The organism is Streptomyces sp. NPDC024632, assembly GCF_055559175.1.
In genome coordinates, this window is sequence record NZ_JBVHLD010000021.1 from 72588 (window position 1) to 89136 (window position 16549).

12 protein-coding genes are annotated in these 16549 nt (G+C 72.7%); 5 read left to right on the forward strand and 7 right to left on the reverse strand.

What is annotated here, in order from left to right; translation table 11 throughout:
• Positions 1-121: 121 nt before the first annotated feature.
• The gene (locus ACZ37P_RS33095) at positions 122-1105 is read left to right on the forward strand and encodes an Lrp/AsnC family transcriptional regulator (protein ID WP_467350076.1); all 984 of its coding nucleotides are present in this window, start codon (positions 122-124) and stop codon (positions 1103-1105) included.
• A 40-nt stretch (positions 1106-1145) separates the two neighbouring features.
• Here the strand turns inward: ACZ37P_RS33095 and ACZ37P_RS33100 are convergent, their stop codons facing one another.
• Positions 1146-3437 (reverse strand): serine/threonine-protein kinase, encoded by a 2292-nt coding sequence (locus ACZ37P_RS33100; RefSeq protein ID WP_391164146.1) that lies wholly within the window; start codon positions 3435-3437, stop codon positions 1146-1148.
• A gap of 256 nt (positions 3438-3693) precedes the next feature.
• Positions 3694-4872 (reverse strand): acyl-CoA dehydrogenase family protein, encoded by a 1179-nt coding sequence (locus ACZ37P_RS33105; RefSeq protein WP_401724719.1) that lies wholly within the window; start codon positions 4870-4872, stop codon positions 3694-3696.
• A gap of 424 nt (positions 4873-5296) precedes the next feature.
• Here ACZ37P_RS33105 and ACZ37P_RS33110 point away from each other — a divergent pair, with 424 nt between their 5' ends.
• From ACZ37P_RS33110 to ACZ37P_RS33125, 4 genes are all read left to right on the forward strand, one after another.
• On the forward strand, positions 5297-6652 hold the full coding sequence (locus tag ACZ37P_RS33110) for an LCP family protein (RefSeq protein ID WP_467350078.1): 1356 nt from the start codon (positions 5297-5299) through the stop codon (positions 6650-6652).
• A 197-nt stretch (positions 6653-6849) separates the two neighbouring features.
• On the forward strand, positions 6850-7842 hold the full coding sequence (dhaK, locus tag ACZ37P_RS33115) for a dihydroxyacetone kinase subunit DhaK (RefSeq protein WP_467350080.1): 993 nt from the start codon (positions 6850-6852) through the stop codon (positions 7840-7842).
• Positions 7843-7915: 73 nt separating this feature from the next.
• Entirely contained in the window at positions 7916-8590 is a 675-nt protein-coding gene (dhaL, locus tag ACZ37P_RS33120) for a dihydroxyacetone kinase subunit DhaL (RefSeq protein ID WP_355343936.1), read from the forward strand.
• Positions 8587-8991 carry a PTS-dependent dihydroxyacetone kinase phosphotransferase subunit DhaM gene (locus tag ACZ37P_RS33125; protein ID WP_355343933.1) on the forward strand — a complete coding sequence of 135 codons (405 nt, stop codon included), beginning with the start codon at positions 8587-8589 and terminating at the stop codon, positions 8989-8991. Before dhaL ends, ACZ37P_RS33125 begins: the two co-directional genes overlap by 4 nt.
• Before the next feature lie 76 nt (positions 8992-9067).
• Here the strand turns inward: ACZ37P_RS33125 and ACZ37P_RS33130 are convergent, their stop codons facing one another.
• The 5 genes from ACZ37P_RS33130 to ACZ37P_RS33150 form a co-directional block, all read right to left on the reverse strand.
• A complete protein-coding gene (locus tag ACZ37P_RS33130) occupies positions 9068-9325 on the reverse strand; it encodes a hypothetical protein (protein WP_355343930.1) in 258 nt (85 codons plus the stop codon).
• Positions 9326-9517: 192 nt separating this feature from the next.
• The gene (locus tag ACZ37P_RS33135) at positions 9518-10591 is read right to left on the reverse strand and encodes a hypothetical protein (RefSeq protein ID WP_467350082.1); all 1074 of its coding nucleotides are present in this window, start codon (positions 10589-10591) and stop codon (positions 9518-9520) included.
• A gap of 180 nt (positions 10592-10771) precedes the next feature.
• Positions 10772-12427 carry an MFS transporter gene (locus ACZ37P_RS33140; RefSeq protein ID WP_467350084.1) on the reverse strand — a complete coding sequence of 552 codons (1656 nt, stop codon included), beginning with the start codon at positions 12425-12427 and terminating at the stop codon, positions 10772-10774.
• 343 nt (positions 12428-12770) lie between these two features.
• Entirely contained in the window at positions 12771-15548 is a 2778-nt protein-coding gene (locus tag ACZ37P_RS33145) for an AfsR/SARP family transcriptional regulator (RefSeq protein WP_467350086.1), read from the reverse strand.
• A gap of 385 nt (positions 15549-15933) precedes the next feature.
• A complete protein-coding gene (locus tag ACZ37P_RS33150) occupies positions 15934-16443 on the reverse strand; it encodes an NUDIX hydrolase (protein ID WP_391050159.1) in 510 nt (169 codons plus the stop codon).
• Positions 16444-16549: the final 106 nt, after the last annotated feature.

Below are 16549 nucleotides of genomic sequence, written 5' to 3' on the forward strand. Positions count from 1 at the left end.
CGTGGTCCGTCTCGCGACGCCCCGGCCCCGTGACCGACGACCACCACCGTCCCGCCCGTACGGCACCCGCTTCCATTTCCGTGGCAGAATTCGATGATTACTTCCATCGAGGTCGGCTGATATGGCGAAGGCGCTCGCACTCGACGATCTGGACCGCGGCCTGATCCACGCCCTGCAAGTGGACGGCCGGGCGCCGTTCACGCTCGTCGCGGACGTCCTCGGCTGCTCCACCCAGACCGTCGTACGCCGCTACCGCCGCCTGTACGCGCACGCGGGCCTCCGGGTGGTCGCGCTGCCCGCGCCGCGCAGCGCCGGTATCCACCAGTGGTTCGTACGGCTGACCGCCGCCACGCGCGCCGCGCACGACATCGCGGTCGCCCTCGCGCGGCGCCCCGACACCTCGTGGGTACGGCTGACCTCGGGCGGCACCGAGATCGTCGCGATCATCCACACCCAGCCCGCGGGCCCCGACGCGCACGCGCTGCTGCTGCGCGACATCCCCCGTACCGCCGGGATCACGGCGGTGTCCGCGCACTACCTCCTGCACACCTACGTCGGCGGACCGACCGCCTGGCACGGACGGGTCGGTGTCCTGGACGCCGCACAGCGGGCGCGGCTGCGCGCCGAGAGCGCCGCCGAGGAGCCGGAAGGCTCCCCGTATCTCCTCACCGGCTCCGACCGCCTCCTGCTGGACGCGCTGCGCGACGACGCCCGGATCAGCTACGCGGAACTCGCCGCCGCGACCGGCTCCACGGCCCCCACCGTCGCCCGCACACTCGCCGAACTGCGCACGCGCGGCGCGCTCTTCCTCGACGTGGACATCGAACCGGCGGTGCTGGGCGTGACCGTGTCTGCGCTGCTGTGGATGCAGGTGAAGCCCGCGCATCTGGACGCGGTCGCCACGGAGTTGGCGGGGCACCAGGAACTGGCGATGGTCGCGGCGACGACCGGGCCGACGAATCTGGTCGCGCAGGCGCTGTGCGCGGACGCGGAGGAACTGCACCGCTATCTGACCCGCGAGGTCGCGCTCGACCCGATCGCGCGGATCGAGACGGCGCCGGTCCTGCGCACCTACAAGGCCGCCGCGACCCTCCGGATCGGCTGAGGACGGGGCCGAGGGGCCGGGCCCGGATCGGACCCGCCGCTCACAACCGCTCGGGCGCGCCCTGCTGTTGGGCGGAGACACGGCGGTACAGGGCCTGCGCCTCGGCGGTCCTGCCGAGCTGTTCCAGGCAGTGCGCCTCGTCGTTGCGACTGGTGAGGGTGTCGGAGTGGTCGGCGCCCAGCACGCGCTCGCGCGCCTCGGCGACCTCGTGGTAGACCGCGAGCGCGGTCGACCAGCGGCCCAGCCAGCCCAGACCCACCGCTATCTCCCGCTTGCTGACGAGGGTGTCGGGGTGCTCCGCGCCCAGCACCCGCTCGCGCACCGCCGCCACGTCGCGCGCCTCGGCCAGCGCCCGGTCCCAGTGGCCGAGCCGTCCCAGATTGACCCCGAGCGCGTGCCGGGCCCGCAGCGTCTCGGCGTCGGTGGAGCCCCCGGTCCTGGTCCTGGCCTCGACCAACTCCTCGTACAGCGCGAGGGCGTCGCCGCTGCGGCCGAGCCGTCCGAGGCAGATGCCGGTCTCGTAGCGCGCGGCCAGCGTGTCGGAGTGGTCGGCGCCCAGCACCCGGGCGCGCGCGGCGGCCACGTCGCGGTAGGTGGCCAGCGCCTCGGCCCAGCGGCCCGCGCGGCCCTGCGCGTAGCCGACCTCGAAGCGGGTCACCAGCGTCTCGGGGTGATCGGCGCCCAGCACCCGCGCCCGGGCGTCGGCGACCTCGACGGCCATCGCGTACGACTCGTCCGTCCGGCCGAGACGGCCCAGGTTGAAGGCCAGATTGTGCTTGCAGTGCAGGGTGTCGGGGTGGTCCGCGCCGACCGTGCGCTCGCGCGCCGCCAGCACGGCCGAGTAGATCTGGTGGGCCTCCAGGTAACGGCCGAGGCTGCCCAGCGCGTACGCGGCCTCGTGCCGGGCCACCAGCGTGTCCGGGTGGTCGGGGCCGAGGACCCGGCGGCGTACGTCCGAGATGTACTCGTACAGCCGCAGCGACTCCTCGGTGCGGCCGAGCCTGCCCAGGCAGAAGGCGGCCTCGTGGCGGCTGGCCAGGGTGTCGGGGTGCTCGGTGCCGAGCGCGCGGTCGCGGGCGGCGGCGACGGAGGTGTGCAGGTCGTACGCCTGCCGCCAGTTGCCGACCCGGCCGAGGTCGATGCCCTCGGTGTGCCGGGCGGCGAGCGCGGCCAGGGTGTCGGGGCCCGCGGCGGCGACGACCACGCGGGTGGACCAGGCGCCGGTGAGTTCGTGGTGCGGCGCGTCGGGGATGCGGTGCGCGCGGGTGGAGCGCGCGGCGGAGCCGGTGGTCAGGCCGCTGGCCCAGGACGGCAGCGCCGAGGGACGCTCGGCGGCGGCCGCGCCCGCCGCCGCCCGCATGGCCTTGAGCCGGCCGCCGACGTCAGCGGCGTCCTGCGGGCGGTCCTCCGGGTCCTTGGCGAGCAGGTCGAGGATCAACCGGTCCAGTTCGGCGGGGAGTTCCGGCCGCGTCATCCGTGGCGGGTCGGGCGCGGTGTCGCGGTGGCCGACCAGGATCGACCAGGCGTCCTCCAGGTCGAACGGCGGCCGTCCGGTGGCCAGTTCGTACAGCACGCAGCCCAACGAGTAGAGGTCGCTGCGCTGGTCGACCTCGGAGACCGCGCCGATCTGCTCGGGCGACATGTAGTGCGGGGTGCCCATCGCCATGCCGGTGCCGGTGAGCCGGGAGGTGAAGCCGATGTCGTGGCCGAGCCGGGCGATGCCGAAGTCGCAGATCTTCACCGCGCCGTCGCTGAGCCGCATGATGTTGGCCGGTTTCAGGTCGCGGTGCACAATGCCCTGGGTGTGCGTGTACGCGAGGGCGTCCGCGACCTGTTCCGCGATGTCGGTGATGTCGGGGACCGGCAGCGGATGGCGCCGCGCGTCGTCCAGCACCTGGAGCAGATTGCGGCCGTCGAGCAGTTCCATCACCAGGTAGAGGACGCCGTCGTGTTCGCCGAAGTCGTGCACGACGGTGACCCCGCGGTGCTGGAGGGACGCCGCGACGCGCGCCTCGCGGCGGAAGCGCTCCTGGAGGACGCGGGTGAATCCCGCGTCGCCCGCGTGGCCGACCGGTTTCAGGCACTTCACCGCGACCCGGCGGCCCAGCGACTCGTCCAGCGCACGCCAGACCTCGCCCATGCCGCCGCGGCCGATCAGTTCGTGCAGCCGGTACCGCCCCTGGATGAGGGTCCCCAGTCCCTCGGGGCCGTTCCCCTGCCCGCGTCCCGGTCCGTGTCCCTGCTCGCGCCCCTGCTGGTAGGTCTGTTCGCGTCCCTGGCCGTGTCCCTGTGGATGTCCCTGGTCGTGTCCGTCGTGATGTCCAGCCGCCATCGCGTGCCGCCGCCCCCGTGGTCCTCGGTGCTTCCCCGGTCCCAGTATGGCCGCGACCGCCGACAAGCGGCACAGCGCATCAGGGCAAAACGGCCGCGGACTCGCGAAGCCGCGGGCCCGCCGCGCGGGTGACGGGTGACGGGCGCCGGGCCCCACCCGTAGGACCGACGGCCGGGTGACGGCTCCGACCCGCCGGACCGCCACGGGGGACGCGCCCCGACGGGGGGCGAACAGCCGGGCACCCGCCGGTCAGGCCCTAGCGGCGGACGCGCGGCATCCCCAGGCCGATCCAGGAGATGATCTCGCGCTGGATCTCGTTGTTGCCGCCGCCGAAGGTGAAGATGACGGCGCTGCGGTAGCCGCGTTCCAGCTCGCCGTGGAGCACGGCGCCCGCCGAGCCCTCCTTCAGCGGTCCGGCCGCCGCGGTCACCTCCATCAGCCAGGCGTACGCGTCCCGCCGGGCCTCGCTGCCGTAGACCTTGACCGCGGAGGCGTCCTGCGGGGTGAGGGTGCCGCGCTGGAGGGCGTCCACCATCTGCCAGTTGAGCAGCTTCATGGCGTCGAGCCGGGTGTGCGCGCGGGCCAGCCGGCCGCGGACCCAGCCGAGGTCGATGACGCGGCGGCCGTCGTCGAGCTTGGTGTCGGCGGCCCAGCGCTGGACGTCGTGCAGGGCGCGGATCGCCATGGTGCCGTGCGCGGCCAGCGTGACCCGCTCGTGGTTGAGCTGGGTGGTGATCAGCCGCCAGCCCTTGTTCTCCTCGCCGACCCTGCGGGCGACGGGCACGCGGACGTCGTCGTAGTAGCTGGCGGTCGTGTCGTGCGAGGCCAGGGTGTTGATCACCGTGCAGGAGTAGCCGGGGTCGGTGGTCGGCACCAGCAGCATGCTGATGCCCTTGTGCGGCGGCGCGTCCGGATCGGTGCGCACCGCGAGCCACACCCAGTCGGCGGTGTCGCCGTTGGTGGTCCAGATCTTCTGGCCGTTGACCACGTACGTGTCGCCGTCGCGCACCGCGCGGGTCTTGAGCGCGGCGAGGTCGGTGCCCGCGTCGGGCTCCGAGTAGCCGATGGCGAAGTCGATCTCGCCCGCGACGATCTTCGGCAGGAAGTACGCCTTCTGCTCGTCGGTGCCGAACTGCATGATCGTCGGACCGACGGTGTTGAGTGCCATCAGCGGAAGTGGCACCCCGGCCTGCGCGGCCTCGTCGAAGAAGATGAACTGCGCCATCGGCGTCATCCCGCGCCCGCCGAATTCGGTGGGCCAGCCGATCCCGAGCCAGCGGTCGGCGCCGAGCTCGCGGATCGTCCGCCGGTAGAAGTCCTTGCGTGCGGCGGGGTCGTCGTGCCGGGCGTAGGCGTTGTCCGGTACGAGACCGGCGAAGTAGTCGCGCAACTCGGCGCGCAGCCGCCGCTGTTCGGGCGTGTATTCCAGGTCCACGGCCCCTCCTGAACTCTTCGGGACTCCCGTCGGGACGCGTCGGCGGTGCCGGCCGCTGCCCCGATACCGGCGCACACAGTAGAACGCGTTCCAGAAATTCGGAAGGGCCGTGCGAGGGGCGGCGACGGCCGATAGCCCGGCGCGGGAACGGGGGCGGCCGGGTGCCGCGACGGTCCACGACACCCCGCCCGCGGGCAGCCGGGATTCGCCGCCGCCGTGGGTGATACTGCAATTTCGCTGGTGGGCGCCGTGTCCACCGGTCCGTGGACGGACGCGAGGGACGCACACACGTATGGCCGACGGGCAGGACGACCCCCACGAGGACGACCGGACCGGGCCGCCGGGGGCCGGCGGGGAACCGGGGGCTGAAGACGGTGAACCGGGAGCCGAAGACGGGAAAGCCCCCGAGGAGGACACGCCGTCCGTGCCGGGCGCCACAGCCCTCGGCGTCCGGCGGTACCGAGGGCGGCGGACGATGCGGGTGACCGCGCTCGCCGTCTCCGTCCTGGTCCTGCTGACCGCCGCGACCGGCGCCTTCCTCTACCTCCGCCTGGACGGCAACATCCGCGATCTGCCCCTGTTCGGCGGGGTCGGCGGCGACGCGGGCACCGAGCGGGCCGACGCCTTCGGCAGGACCCCGATCAATGTGCTGGTGATCGGCTCCGACACCCGCGCGGACCCGGAGGACTGCCGGCTCGGCGGCGACTGCGGCCCGGGGCAGAACGCGGACGTGGGCATGGTGATGCACATCTCCGCCGACCGCTCGCACGCCTCGGTGCTCAGCATCCCCCGCGACACGGTCACCGACCTGCCCGCCTGCCGCGACCCGCACGGCGGTGTCACCGAGCCCCGGCACGCCCAGATCAACTCCACGCTGCGCTACGGCCCCGGCTGTACGGTCGCGGCCGTGCACGCGCTCACGCGGATCCCCATCGACCACTTCGTGATGGCCGACTTCGCGGGCGTGGTCCGGATGTCCGACGCGGTCGGCGGCGTCCCGGTCTGCGTGGACCGCAATGTGTACGACTCCTACTCGCACCTGAAGCTGGCCAAGGGCAGGCACGAACTCCAGGGCACGGCCGCGCTCCAGTTCCTGCGCTCGCGCCACGCGTTCGGGGACGGCAGCGACCTCGGCCGTACGGACGCGCAGCATCTCTTCCTCGGCGCGCTCGCCCACCGGCTGCGCGAGAACAGCACGTTCACCGACCCGGCCTCGCTGCTGGACCTCGCGGACGCGGCCACCCGGGCGCTGACCGTGGACACCCGGCTCGGGAGCGTCTCCCGGCTGGTCGGCCTGATCGACGACCTGCGCAAGGTGCCGTCGGCGCGGATCGCGTTCGTCACCATGCCCAACATGCCCGATCCGGAGGATCCCGACCGCGTGGTCGTCTCGCACTCCGGCCGCCGCCTGTTCGCCGCCATCGCGGCCGACCTCCCGCTGACCGTCACGGACTCCCGGGCGATCGACGGCAAGCCCGACGATCCGACGGACGCCACGGGCCCCACGGACTCCGCGGATTCCACGGCGGGGGTCACGGGTGGTGACGACGGCGACCCGTCAGGGGACGCGACGCGGGACCCCTACGGCGGCGAGGCGGCCACCGCCACCCCGCGCCCGACTCCGACCCCGCCCCTGACCCACGCCTTCGGCCGTACCGCCGGCGGAAAGGCCGCCTGCGCGCGGGTCGCCACCGGGCCCGCGGTCACCGTGCGTGGCGAGACCCTGACCCCGAGCGCCGCCTTCCGCGCCACCCCCTGGATCCCGGTCTCCGCGCCCTGACGGCCCCGCTCACCTGAGCACGCGGGTGCGGAACGCGCTGTGCGGCGCGTATGCGGCGATACTGGGGGGAGACGCGACAGCCCGGCCGGAGCATGCCGTGGGCCGACCGGGCAAGGCGGTCCCCGAACCGCGTCCGGCCCCTTGACCTGGACGAGGGCCCCCGGGCGCCGCACTGCCGACCTTCTCAGGAGGTACTGATGAAGATGCTGATCAACGTCGCCGAGACCGTGGTCGCCGACGCGCTGCGCGGGATGGCGGCGGCGCATCCGGAGCTGACCGTCGACGTCGAGCGGCGGGTGATCGTGCGGCGGGGGGCGCCGTACGAGGGGAAGGTCGGTCTGGTGTCCGGCGGTGGTTCCGGGCACGAGCCGCTGCACGGCGGATTCGTCGGGCGCGGGATGCTGGACGCCGCCTGTCCCGGCGAGGTCTTCACCTCGCCCGTGCCTGACCAGATGGTACGGGCCGCCGCCGCGGTCGACAGCGGGGCCGGGGTGCTGTTCATCGTGAAGAACTACACCGGTGACGTGCTCAACTTCGACATGGCCGCCGAGCTGGCGGAGGACGAGGGCGTGCAGGTCGCCAAGGTCCTGGTCAACGACGACGTGGCGGTGGTCGACAGCCTCTTCACCGCGGGACGGCGCGGTACCGGTGCGACGCTCTTCGTGGAGAAGCTGGCGGGCGCCGCGGCCGACGCGGGAGCGCCGCTCGACCGGGTGGCGGCCGTGGCCCGCCGGGTCAACGAGTCCTCGCGCAGCTTCGGCGTGGCGCTCAGCGCCGTGACCACGCCCGCCAAGGGCGCCCCGACCTTCGACCTGCCCAGCGGCGAGCTGGAGCTGGGCATCGGCATCCACGGCGAGCCGGGGCGCGAGCGCCGGGCCATGATGACGTCCGGCGAGATCGCCGATGTGACGGTCGACGCGGTCGTGGAGGACCTTCAGCCGGACGGACCGGTGATCGTGCTGGTCAACGGGATGGGCGCGACGCCGCTGCTGGAGCTGTACGGCTTCAACGCCGAGGTGCACCGGGCCCTGACCGAACGCAAGGTCCCGGTCGCGCGCACACTGGTCGGTAACTATGTGACCTCGCTCGACATGGCGGGCTGCTCGGTGTCGATCTGCCAGGTCGACGAGGAGCTGCTGGGGCTGTGGGACGCGCCGGTCTCGACGCCCGCGCTGCGCTGGGGCTGCTGAGCGCCCGCTCTCCCGCGCCGTACCGACCGCTCCCGGCCACCGGCCGCCACCGCCGAAAGGACCGTACAACCGTATGAATGCCCTCCCCTCCCCCGGATCCGCCGGCTCCACCGTCGACGCGGACTTCGTGCGGCGCTGGCTGGACACGGCCACCGCCTCCGTCGACCGCGAGTCCGAGCGGCTGACCGAACTCGACTCGCCCATCGGCGACGCCGACCACGGCAGCAACATGCGGCGCGGTTTCATCGCGGCGCGCGACGCCGTCGAGCAGGAACCGCCCGGCACGCCCGGCGGCGTGCTGGTGCTGGTGGGCCGGACGCTGATCAGCACGGTCGGCGGGGCGTCGGGGCCGCTGTACGGCACGCTGCTGCGCAAGGCGGGCAAGGAGCTGGGCGACGAGGAGGCCGTCGGCGCGGACCGACTGCGGGACGCGCTGCGCGCGGGGGTGGACGGGGTCGCCCAGCTGGGCGGCGCGTCGGCCGGGGACAAGACGATGCTGGACGCGCTGCTCCCGGCGGTGGACGCGCTGACCGGCGCGCTCGACGCGGGCGGCTCGCTGGCCGAGGGCCTGGCCGCCGCGGCCTCCGCGGCCGACGAGGGCGCGAAGGCCACCACGCCGCTGCGCGCCCGCAAGGGCCGGGCCAGCTACCTCGGCGAGCGCAGCGTCGGCCACCAGGACCCGGGCGCGACCTCGGCGGCCCTCCTGGTCGACGCGCTGGCCGCCACGGCGCGGGACGGTGCCGCGTGACCACCCCGATAGTCGGCATAGTGCTCGTGTCGCACAGCGCCTCCGTCGCGGCCTCCGTCGTCGCGCTCGCCACCGGACTGACCGGCGGCGCGACCGATGTGCCGGTCGTCGCGGCCGGCGGCGGCCCGGACGGCGGGCTCGGCACCAGCTCCGATCTGATCGTCTCGGCCGCCCGTACGGTCGACCAGGGCGCGGGGGTGGCCGTCATCGCGGACCTGGGCAGCGCCGTACTCACCGTCAAGGCGCTGCTCGCGGACGACGAACTGCCCTCCGGCAGCCGGTTGTTGAACGCCCCCTTCCTCGAAGGCGCGGTCGCCGCGGTCGTCACGGCCTCGACCGGCGCGGATCTGGACGCGGTGGCCGCGGCGGCCGAAGACGCGTACACCTACCGCAAGTTGTGATCTGAGGCGCCGGAGAAGACCGCGGGCCCCCGCCGTCCCACAAGGGTGACGGCGGGGGCCCGCGGGCTGCTGCGGGTCAGCGTCCGTAGCTGATCAGGGCGCGGACCATGCGGCAGGTGATGTCGGACGGCGGGTGGACGCCGATGCGCTCGGCGGTGTCGTGGATCCGGCGGTTGCTCGCCTGCGCCGGATCGTAGACGCCCGAGTCGAGCAGGGCGATGACCAGGCGCATCGTCTTGAGCCGGCGGTTGTGCGCGATGTACCACTCGCGCGGCCGTCCGGCGGGAAGCGGCTTCTTCGGCAAGGACAGTAGGGGCAGTGCGGCAACGGCCATCGGCATCCTCCTGAGGCGTCGGCCAACCCTCTCGAACACTGTCGATTTTACCGCCAAGCACTGACAAAGGCCGCTGCTCAGACGGGGGTTGGGGGAGGTTCTTCCGACCCGCGCGAGGGCCCTCCGCACGGCGCTTCGCGGGCACTTCGCAGGACATTTCGCCGAGGGCCTTCGCGGTCCGCCGGACAGGCCCTAGCCGCCGAGCAGCCGTATGGCGTGGTGGGCGGCGGCGAAGCAGCGCGGGTCCTCGTAGGTCGCGTACTCGCGCCGCGCCACCTCGGCGATCTTGATGGCGTGTTCGTCGCGCAGTTCGACCGCGGCCTCGACGATCCGGCGGCGCTCCGCGGGGTCGTGGGCGTCCACGGCCGGTGCGGCGGGGTCGGGCTCGCCGCGTCCGGTGAAGATGTTGAGCAGCGTTCCCGACACGTCGCGGACCGCTTCGTAGGAGGGCAGCGCGAGTTGCGGCGGCAGGTGCGGCAGCGTCATCCGGACCGCGGCGGGCGCGGTGACGGCGTGGATGGCGGGCACCGGATTGCCGCCCGGCCGCATCAGGGTGTAGCGCCCGGCGCCGATCGCGGTCAGCTCGGCGAGCGCGGCGTCCACCGACTGTTCGAGCCGCGCGTCGGCGGCGGCGAACAGCTTGGACTTCGGTCGACGGCCGAGTGTCCTGACCGCGCCCACGGCCTTCGCGCCGCGCGCGAGGGCGCCGTCCGGCGGCTGGTAGAGCGCGGCCCAGAAGGCGAGGCCGTTGGCCAGTTCATGGAGTTGTACGGTGCTGGGCGCGCCGACGGCGGTGATGCCGCGTACGGCGTGCGCGGTACGGATCACGCCGTGGGTCAGACCGGCGAACATGCCGGGAGTCAGCCGGGGCCACCACTTGACCAGGGTCTCCCGCCAGCCCGCGCCGTCGATCTCGCGCCGGAACAGCGTCGCCCAGTCGGCGAGCCGCCGGGCCTCGCCGAGCGCGGCGCGCCAGGAGTCGGGGTCCGCCGCGTCGATGGGGGCGAAGAGGTCGGGCGGCGCGCCGAGGCCGCGGTGGCCCGCGTACCACTCAACCCAGTCCGGCACCTGATCGCCGTGGCCGAGGGCGGCCAGCGCCTCGGCTCCCATCGGGGCGTGGAGCGCGAATCCGCGCAGCTGATTGCCGGACCCGAGGAAGAACCCGGCGTGACCGAGCCGTTCCAGGGCCTCGTTGACGGCGGTGTCGTACGTGTCGTCGTGCGTGCTGTCGTACGCGTCGTCATGGCTGGGGGTGGCGTCGGGCATGGCGGGCACGGTCCCCTCGGGGTTGCGCGGAAGCGGCGGGTCGGGCGCGGGCGATGCGGTGCGGTGAGTCGCAGTACGGTGCGGTGCGGCGAGTCGCGGGCGGCGCGGTGCGGGAAACGGGCCCCGCTCCCCCTCGAACCGGGGAACGGAGCCCGCGCACCGCTGTCGCCCTGTACCGGTTCAGCCCCTGGCGGGGGCCGGGTCGGCGGGCGAGGCGGCGGCCTCCGCGGCGGCGATCTCGTCCGCGCTGAGCGGCAGCCCGTGCGGGTTGGCCGAGGCGCCGTCGATCTTCTTGACGAGCAGGCAGGACAGCGCGCCCAGCGCCATCACCACGACGGACACCAGCAGCGTCGGGTGCATGGCGTCGATGAAGCCGTGCCCGAAGACCGCGGTGCCCGCGTCCTGGATGCGGTGCGCCGCGTCGGCGGGGACGTCCGAGGGGAGCTTCAACCCCGAGGTGTTGCCCGCCACTTCGAGGTGCTTGCCCGCGTTGTCGAAGCTCTTCACGAACCCCTCGCGGTAGTCCGCGGGTACGCTCCCGGCCCGCTGCGCCGCCTGGTCCTTGAGGGAGGAGGCGAGCTGCCCCTGGAGCACCGCGCCGACCACGGCGCCCGCGAGCACGGAACCGACCTGCCGCAGCGCGTTGTTGACGCCGGACGCGGCGCCGGTGAGCTTGGGCGGCACATTGCGCATGACCTCGGTGGCCATCGGGGTGAAGGTGCAGCCCGCGCCCATGCCCATGATGAACAGCGGTGCCACGATGCCGGTCCAGCTCTGGCCGACGTCGGCCACGGACATCACCCACAGCAGGCCGCCGCCGTACAGCACGAGGCCGGTCATCAGGATGTACTTGCCGCCCAGCTTCTCGGAGAGCACACCCGCGGGCCCGGCCATCACGAAGGTGCCGACGGACAGCGGCAGCAGCACGATGCCGGACTTCATGGCGCTGTAGCCGAGGATGGACTGGAGGTAGACGGTGATCGGGAGGAAGAGGCCCACGATGCCGAACGAGATCGCGATGCCGACGAAGTTCATGATCGTGAAGTTGCGGTCCTTGAACAGCGAGAACGGCACGAGGGGTTCGTTGTCCTGCTGGCCGCGCTGGTAGACCAGGAAGACCGCGAAGACCACGGCGGAGGCGGCGAGCGACGTCCAGATCCAGCCGTTCCAGTTGTACTTCTGCCCCTCGATCAGCGCGAAAGAGAGCAGGAAGAGGGTCAGCGACAGCAGGACGACGCCTGGAACGTCGAAGCGGTGCTTGACCGTTCGTTCCGCGTTGGGGATGAACAGCAGGGCGCCGGCCACCGCCAGGACGCCGAGGGGGATGTTGACGAAGAAGATCCAGCGCCAGTCGATCTTGGTGACGAGCACACCGCCGACGGCCGGGCCCGCGGCGCCGGACACACCGGCCACGATGCCCCAGATGCCGAGCGCGACACCGCGCTTCTCGTGCGGGAAGACGTCGATGATCAGGGAGAGGGTCTGCGGCAGCAGCATCGCGGCGCCGATGCCCTGGATCGCGCGGAAGGTGATGAGCTGCGACGGGTTCTGCGACAGACCGCAGGCCAGGCTCGCCAGGGTGAACAGCGCGACGCCGTAGACGAAGAGGTTCTTCTTGCCGGTCAGATCGCCCATCCGGCCCGCGGTGATCAGGAGTACGGCGAGCGCCAGGGTGTACGCGTTGGTGATCCACAGGATCTGGTCGAGTGACGCGTTCAGGTGCTCCACCATGTCCGGAATGGCGATGTTGACGATCGTCAGGTCGAGCAGTGTCATGAAGAACCCGATGGACAGCACCGTCAGGATCGCCCACGGGTTGCCCCGCAACTTGTTCACAATTCCTCCTTGCCGTGGGCGTGGCAGGCGCTCACGGTCGCGTGTGTCGTTCGAGGCGGCGACGATCAGCTCTACGGCCCCAAGAGGAGCCCTCCGCGAGCGGATGTGACATCGCCGTCGGGCGGTGAGGCAGGGATCACAGGCGTGACACCGGCGCGGCCACCGGCGGGAATCGCCGAGGTGAACGCGCGGGTGCGGGGGTGTGCTCGCCCGGCGCCCGCGGCGCGGTCAGGGCGGCGAAAAGCCCCCGTGTGAAGGGGAGTTCCCCCACGGAGGCTGTTGTGGGGCAGGACAAGCCCCTGGGAAAACCGTGACAGACGCCTTCTGGTCCGTCAATCGGCGGCTACAGGTGGGTCACCTCGCGCAGCACGGCGACCTCGCGGGGTTCGAGCCCTTCGAGAATGGTCAGGGCGGTGCGGCGGACCTCGGCCGCGGCGGCCGTGTCACCGGCGGCGTGATGGGTGTCACCCAGATAACTGAGCGTCACGACCTCCTCGGCGAGGTCGCCCAACGCCCGGGTGATCTCCAGCGACCGTTCGAAGGCATCGACGGCCTCCGCGTACTGCCCGAGCCCGTGGTGCGCGTAGCCCAGATTGTCCCAGGCGACCGCCTGCATCGGCCGGTCGCCGAGCACGCTGTAGAGCGCCAGCCCCTGCTGACACTGCGTCAGGGAGGCGGCGAAGTCGCCGAGCCTGCCCAGCAGCCAGCCCGCCGCGTTACGGGCCCGCGCCTCGCCGTGCTGGTGCGCGACGACGTTGAACAACTCCGCGGCCTGCTGGGCGTATTCGAGCGCTTCCTGGTAGCGGCCCCGGTGTTCGAGCACCGAGCTGAGGCCGAAGTAGGTGTGCGCGAGACCGGTGCTGTCGTCGAGGTCGCGGTAGACCCCTGCGCAGTGTTCGAGGTGGGTGAGGGCGGCCGGGTAGGCGACCAGCCACGAGTAGCTGGTGCCGAGACCCCGGTGCACGCCGGAGCGCCGGGGGCCCCAGGGGTCGGGCGGCGAGGCCGGGTTGGGGCCGCGCCGGTCGGAGACGCCCATCAGGATCCAGCCGAGCCGGTCGGAGTGCACGTCGAAGCCGTTGACATCGGCCTGCGTGACGGTGGCCATCAGGACCTGCTCCTCGGCCTCCATCCACTCCGCAGCCCGCCGCGCGTCGGCGAGCGTCTCGGGCACCGCGCCCGGCTCCGGGTCCCCCAGCGTCAGCGGGATCGGCACCGGGCTCAGCAGCCTGGCCGCCGCGTGGGCGGTGTGCAGGTAGTGGTCGAGCACCCGCAGCAGGACCGTACGGCGCTCCGCCTCGCTGTCGTGCGTGGCGGTCAGCTCACCGGCGTACGCGCGGAGCAGGTCGTGGAAGGTGAAGCGGCCCGGCACATGCTCCATCACCAGGTGGGCGCGGGTCAGGTCGTACAGCGCGCGGCGTGCCTCGGCGACGGTCACCCCGGTCAGGCTCGCCGCGGCCGGGACGGTGATGTCGGGTCCCGGGTGGACCGACAGCAGCCGGAACATCCGCCGGGCGGACTCCGACAGGTGCCCGTACGACCAGGAGAAGACCGCACGCAGGTCGGTGGAGGCGTCGCCGATGTCGAGGGTGTCGAGCCGGTGCCGTACGTCGCGCAGCGCGGCGACCAGGTCGGCGAGCGACAGCCGGGGCGAGACGAGGGCGCGGGCGGCGGCGATGCTCAGGGCGAGCGGCAGCCGGGCGCACAGCTCGACCAGTTCGGCGGCTGCCTCGGGTTCCGCGGCGGTGCGCTCGGGGCCGAGGCGGCGGGCCAGCAGGTCCAGCGACTCCACCGCGCTGAGCAGGTCGAGGGTGACGGGGGTGGCGCCCTCGGCGGCGATCAGGCCGGTCAGTTGATTGCGGCTGGTGATCACCACGGCGCAGGAGGTGCTGCCGGGCAGCAGCGGCCGGACCTGGTCGGTGTCGCGCGCGTTGTCCAGGACGATCAGGACCCGGCGGCCCGCCAGCAGGGTGCGGTAGAGCGCGGCACGGGCGTCCAGTTCCTCGGGGACGCTCTCGGCGGGCACCCCGAGCGCGTCGAGGAAGCCGCGGATCGCCTCGACCGGCGCCAACGGGCGGGAGCCGGGAGCGAATCCGCGCAGATTGACGTGGAGCTGGCCGTCGGGGAAGCGCTCGGCGTTGCGCTGCGCCCAGTGGATGGCCAGCGTCGTCTTGCCGATGCCCGCGGTGCCGTCGATGGCCGAGATGACGGCGGTGCCGCCGAACTGCACGGCGTGGTCGAGGAGTTCGTCGAGCAGCTTGAGCTGTCTGCGGCGGCCGGTGAAGTGCCTTGAGGCGGCGGGGAGTTGGCGGGGCACGCGGGCCGGGGCGGCGACCGGTCCGCCCTCCGTGGCGCGCGGCTTCTCGGGGGCGGCGACCGAGGGATCATTGGCGAGAATCCGCTGGTGCAGCAGGTCGAGCGCGGGCGGTACGTCCAGCCCCATCTCGTCGGCCAGGCGGGTGCGCAGCCCGTGGAAGGCGGCGAGCGCCTCGCTCTGTCTGCCGCCGCGGTGCAGTGCGAGCATGAGCTGGCTGACCGGCTTCTCGCGCAGCGGGTACTCGGCGACGATCGCGGACAGCGAGGCGACCACTTCCGTATGCCGCCCGAGGGCCAACTGGTGGTCGGTACAGGTCTCCTGGACCGCGAGCCGTCGTTCGTTCCAGGCCGCCGCCCTGGCCTCGATCACCCGCCCCGAGAGCCCGGCGAGCGCGGGTCCGTGCCACAACTCCAGCGCCGCGCCCAGCAGTTCCACGCACTCGGCGAGGTCGCCCGCGACGCGCGCCGACTCCGCGGCGGCCACCTGACGGTCGAATTCGGCACTGTCCAGCGCGCCTTCGCTCACCGCCATCCGGTATCCCGCGTCTCCGACGGCCGTGATGTCCCCGGTCCCGCCGGGAGCGGCGACCAGCGCCGAGCGCAGTCGCGACACCGCGTTGCGGATCTGCTTTCCGGCCGTGGCGGGCGGAGTCTCGTCCCAGAGGGCGTCGACGAGGTGGCTGAGCGATACGGTCCTGTTGGCTTCGAGGAGCAGCAGCGCGAGGACTCGCTGTTCCCTGGGCCCGCCGAGGGATATTCGGGTCCGACCGGACCAGGCCTCCAAGGCGCCGAGGACCCGAAACCTCACGCCGTCCCCCTTACCGGGCTCGCCCGGCGTTGTGATCGGAAACTGCATCATAGACCGCGGGCTCCAATGAGGACCAGTTGAGGACGAGTTGAGGCCGCCGTGCCCAATGCTTGAGCCAGGCCCTTCAGCTGAGTAGTCGATGTAGTCGATTGATTAGTCGATCAGTGCGGTGAAGGCAAACAAGCTTGGCGGTCTTCCGCCACCCAACGGGGGTGTGGCGTGAAGATCGGCTCGATGGCATACGCCTCGGGTCCCGGCGGCCGATGGCCGGGACACGCGCGGTGCCTCCCCTGGGCGAGGCCCGGGTTCGGAACCGGCACGGGGCGGCTCCGCACCTGGGCCTCGTTCGTACCCCCCGCGCGGGCCGGTGTCCTCGGTGCGGCTGTTACGGGGCCGGGTATCCGGGGTGCGCCGCTCCCGGAGCGGTGGCGGGCGCGAACCACGTGGGGTCGTCGCGCAGCGCCATGTCGATCCGGCCGCGGGCGATCGGGCCGAGCGGCGGCAGTTCGTCCAGCGCGAACCAGCGCACGTCGAGCGATTCGTCGTCGTTCACCCGCGCCTCGCCGCCGACGGCCCGACAGCGCAGCACGATGTCGATGTACTGGGCGCGGTCGCCGTTGTCGTACCTCACCGGCTCGTTGGTGAAGACGCTCAGCACCTTCTCGACGACGGCGTGCACCCCGGTCTCCTCCTCGATCTCCCGGACGGCCGCCTCGGCGGGCTGCTCGCCCGGGTCGGGGATGCCACTGATGAGCGCCCACTTTCCGGTGTCCGTACGGCGGTTGAGCAGGATCCGGCCGCGGTCGTCGAAGACGACGGTCACCACACCCGGCAGGAGCAGCAGGGTGTCCCCCGCCTTCGCGCGGATGTCTCGGATGAATTCGGGAATCGCCATGCCCAGAGCGTACGAGAACGACAGTGAACGCCACACCAGCACCAGGTTTCCCACGTGGTGCCGGGTTCCCGTACGACGTATCCACAGGTCGGGGTGTCACCCGTTA

What these genes read in the sequence shown, in the direction of transcription:
- ACZ37P_RS33135 (WP_467350082.1), bottom strand. Translation starts at nt 10,591, where the DNA reads ATGCCCGACGCCACCCCCAGCCATGACGACGCGTACGACAGCACGCAC.
- ACZ37P_RS33130 (WP_355343930.1), bottom strand. Translation starts at nt 9,325, where the DNA reads ATGGCCGTTGCCGCACTGCCCCTACTGTCCTTGCCGAAGAAGCCGCTT.
- ACZ37P_RS33095 (WP_467350076.1), top strand. Translation starts at nt 122, where the DNA reads ATGGCGAAGGCGCTCGCACTCGACGATCTGGACCGCGGCCTGATCCAC.
- dhaK (WP_467350080.1), top strand. Translation starts at nt 6,850, where the DNA reads ATGAAGATGCTGATCAACGTCGCCGAGACCGTGGTCGCCGACGCGCTG.
- dhaL (WP_355343936.1), top strand. Translation starts at nt 7,916, where the DNA reads ATGAATGCCCTCCCCTCCCCCGGATCCGCCGGCTCCACCGTCGACGCG.
- ACZ37P_RS33150 (WP_391050159.1), bottom strand. Translation starts at nt 16,443, where the DNA reads ATGGCGATTCCCGAATTCATCCGAGACATCCGCGCGAAGGCGGGGGAC.
- ACZ37P_RS33100 (WP_391164146.1), bottom strand. Translation starts at nt 3,437, where the DNA reads ATGGCGGCTGGACATCACGACGGACACGACCAGGGACATCCACAGGGA.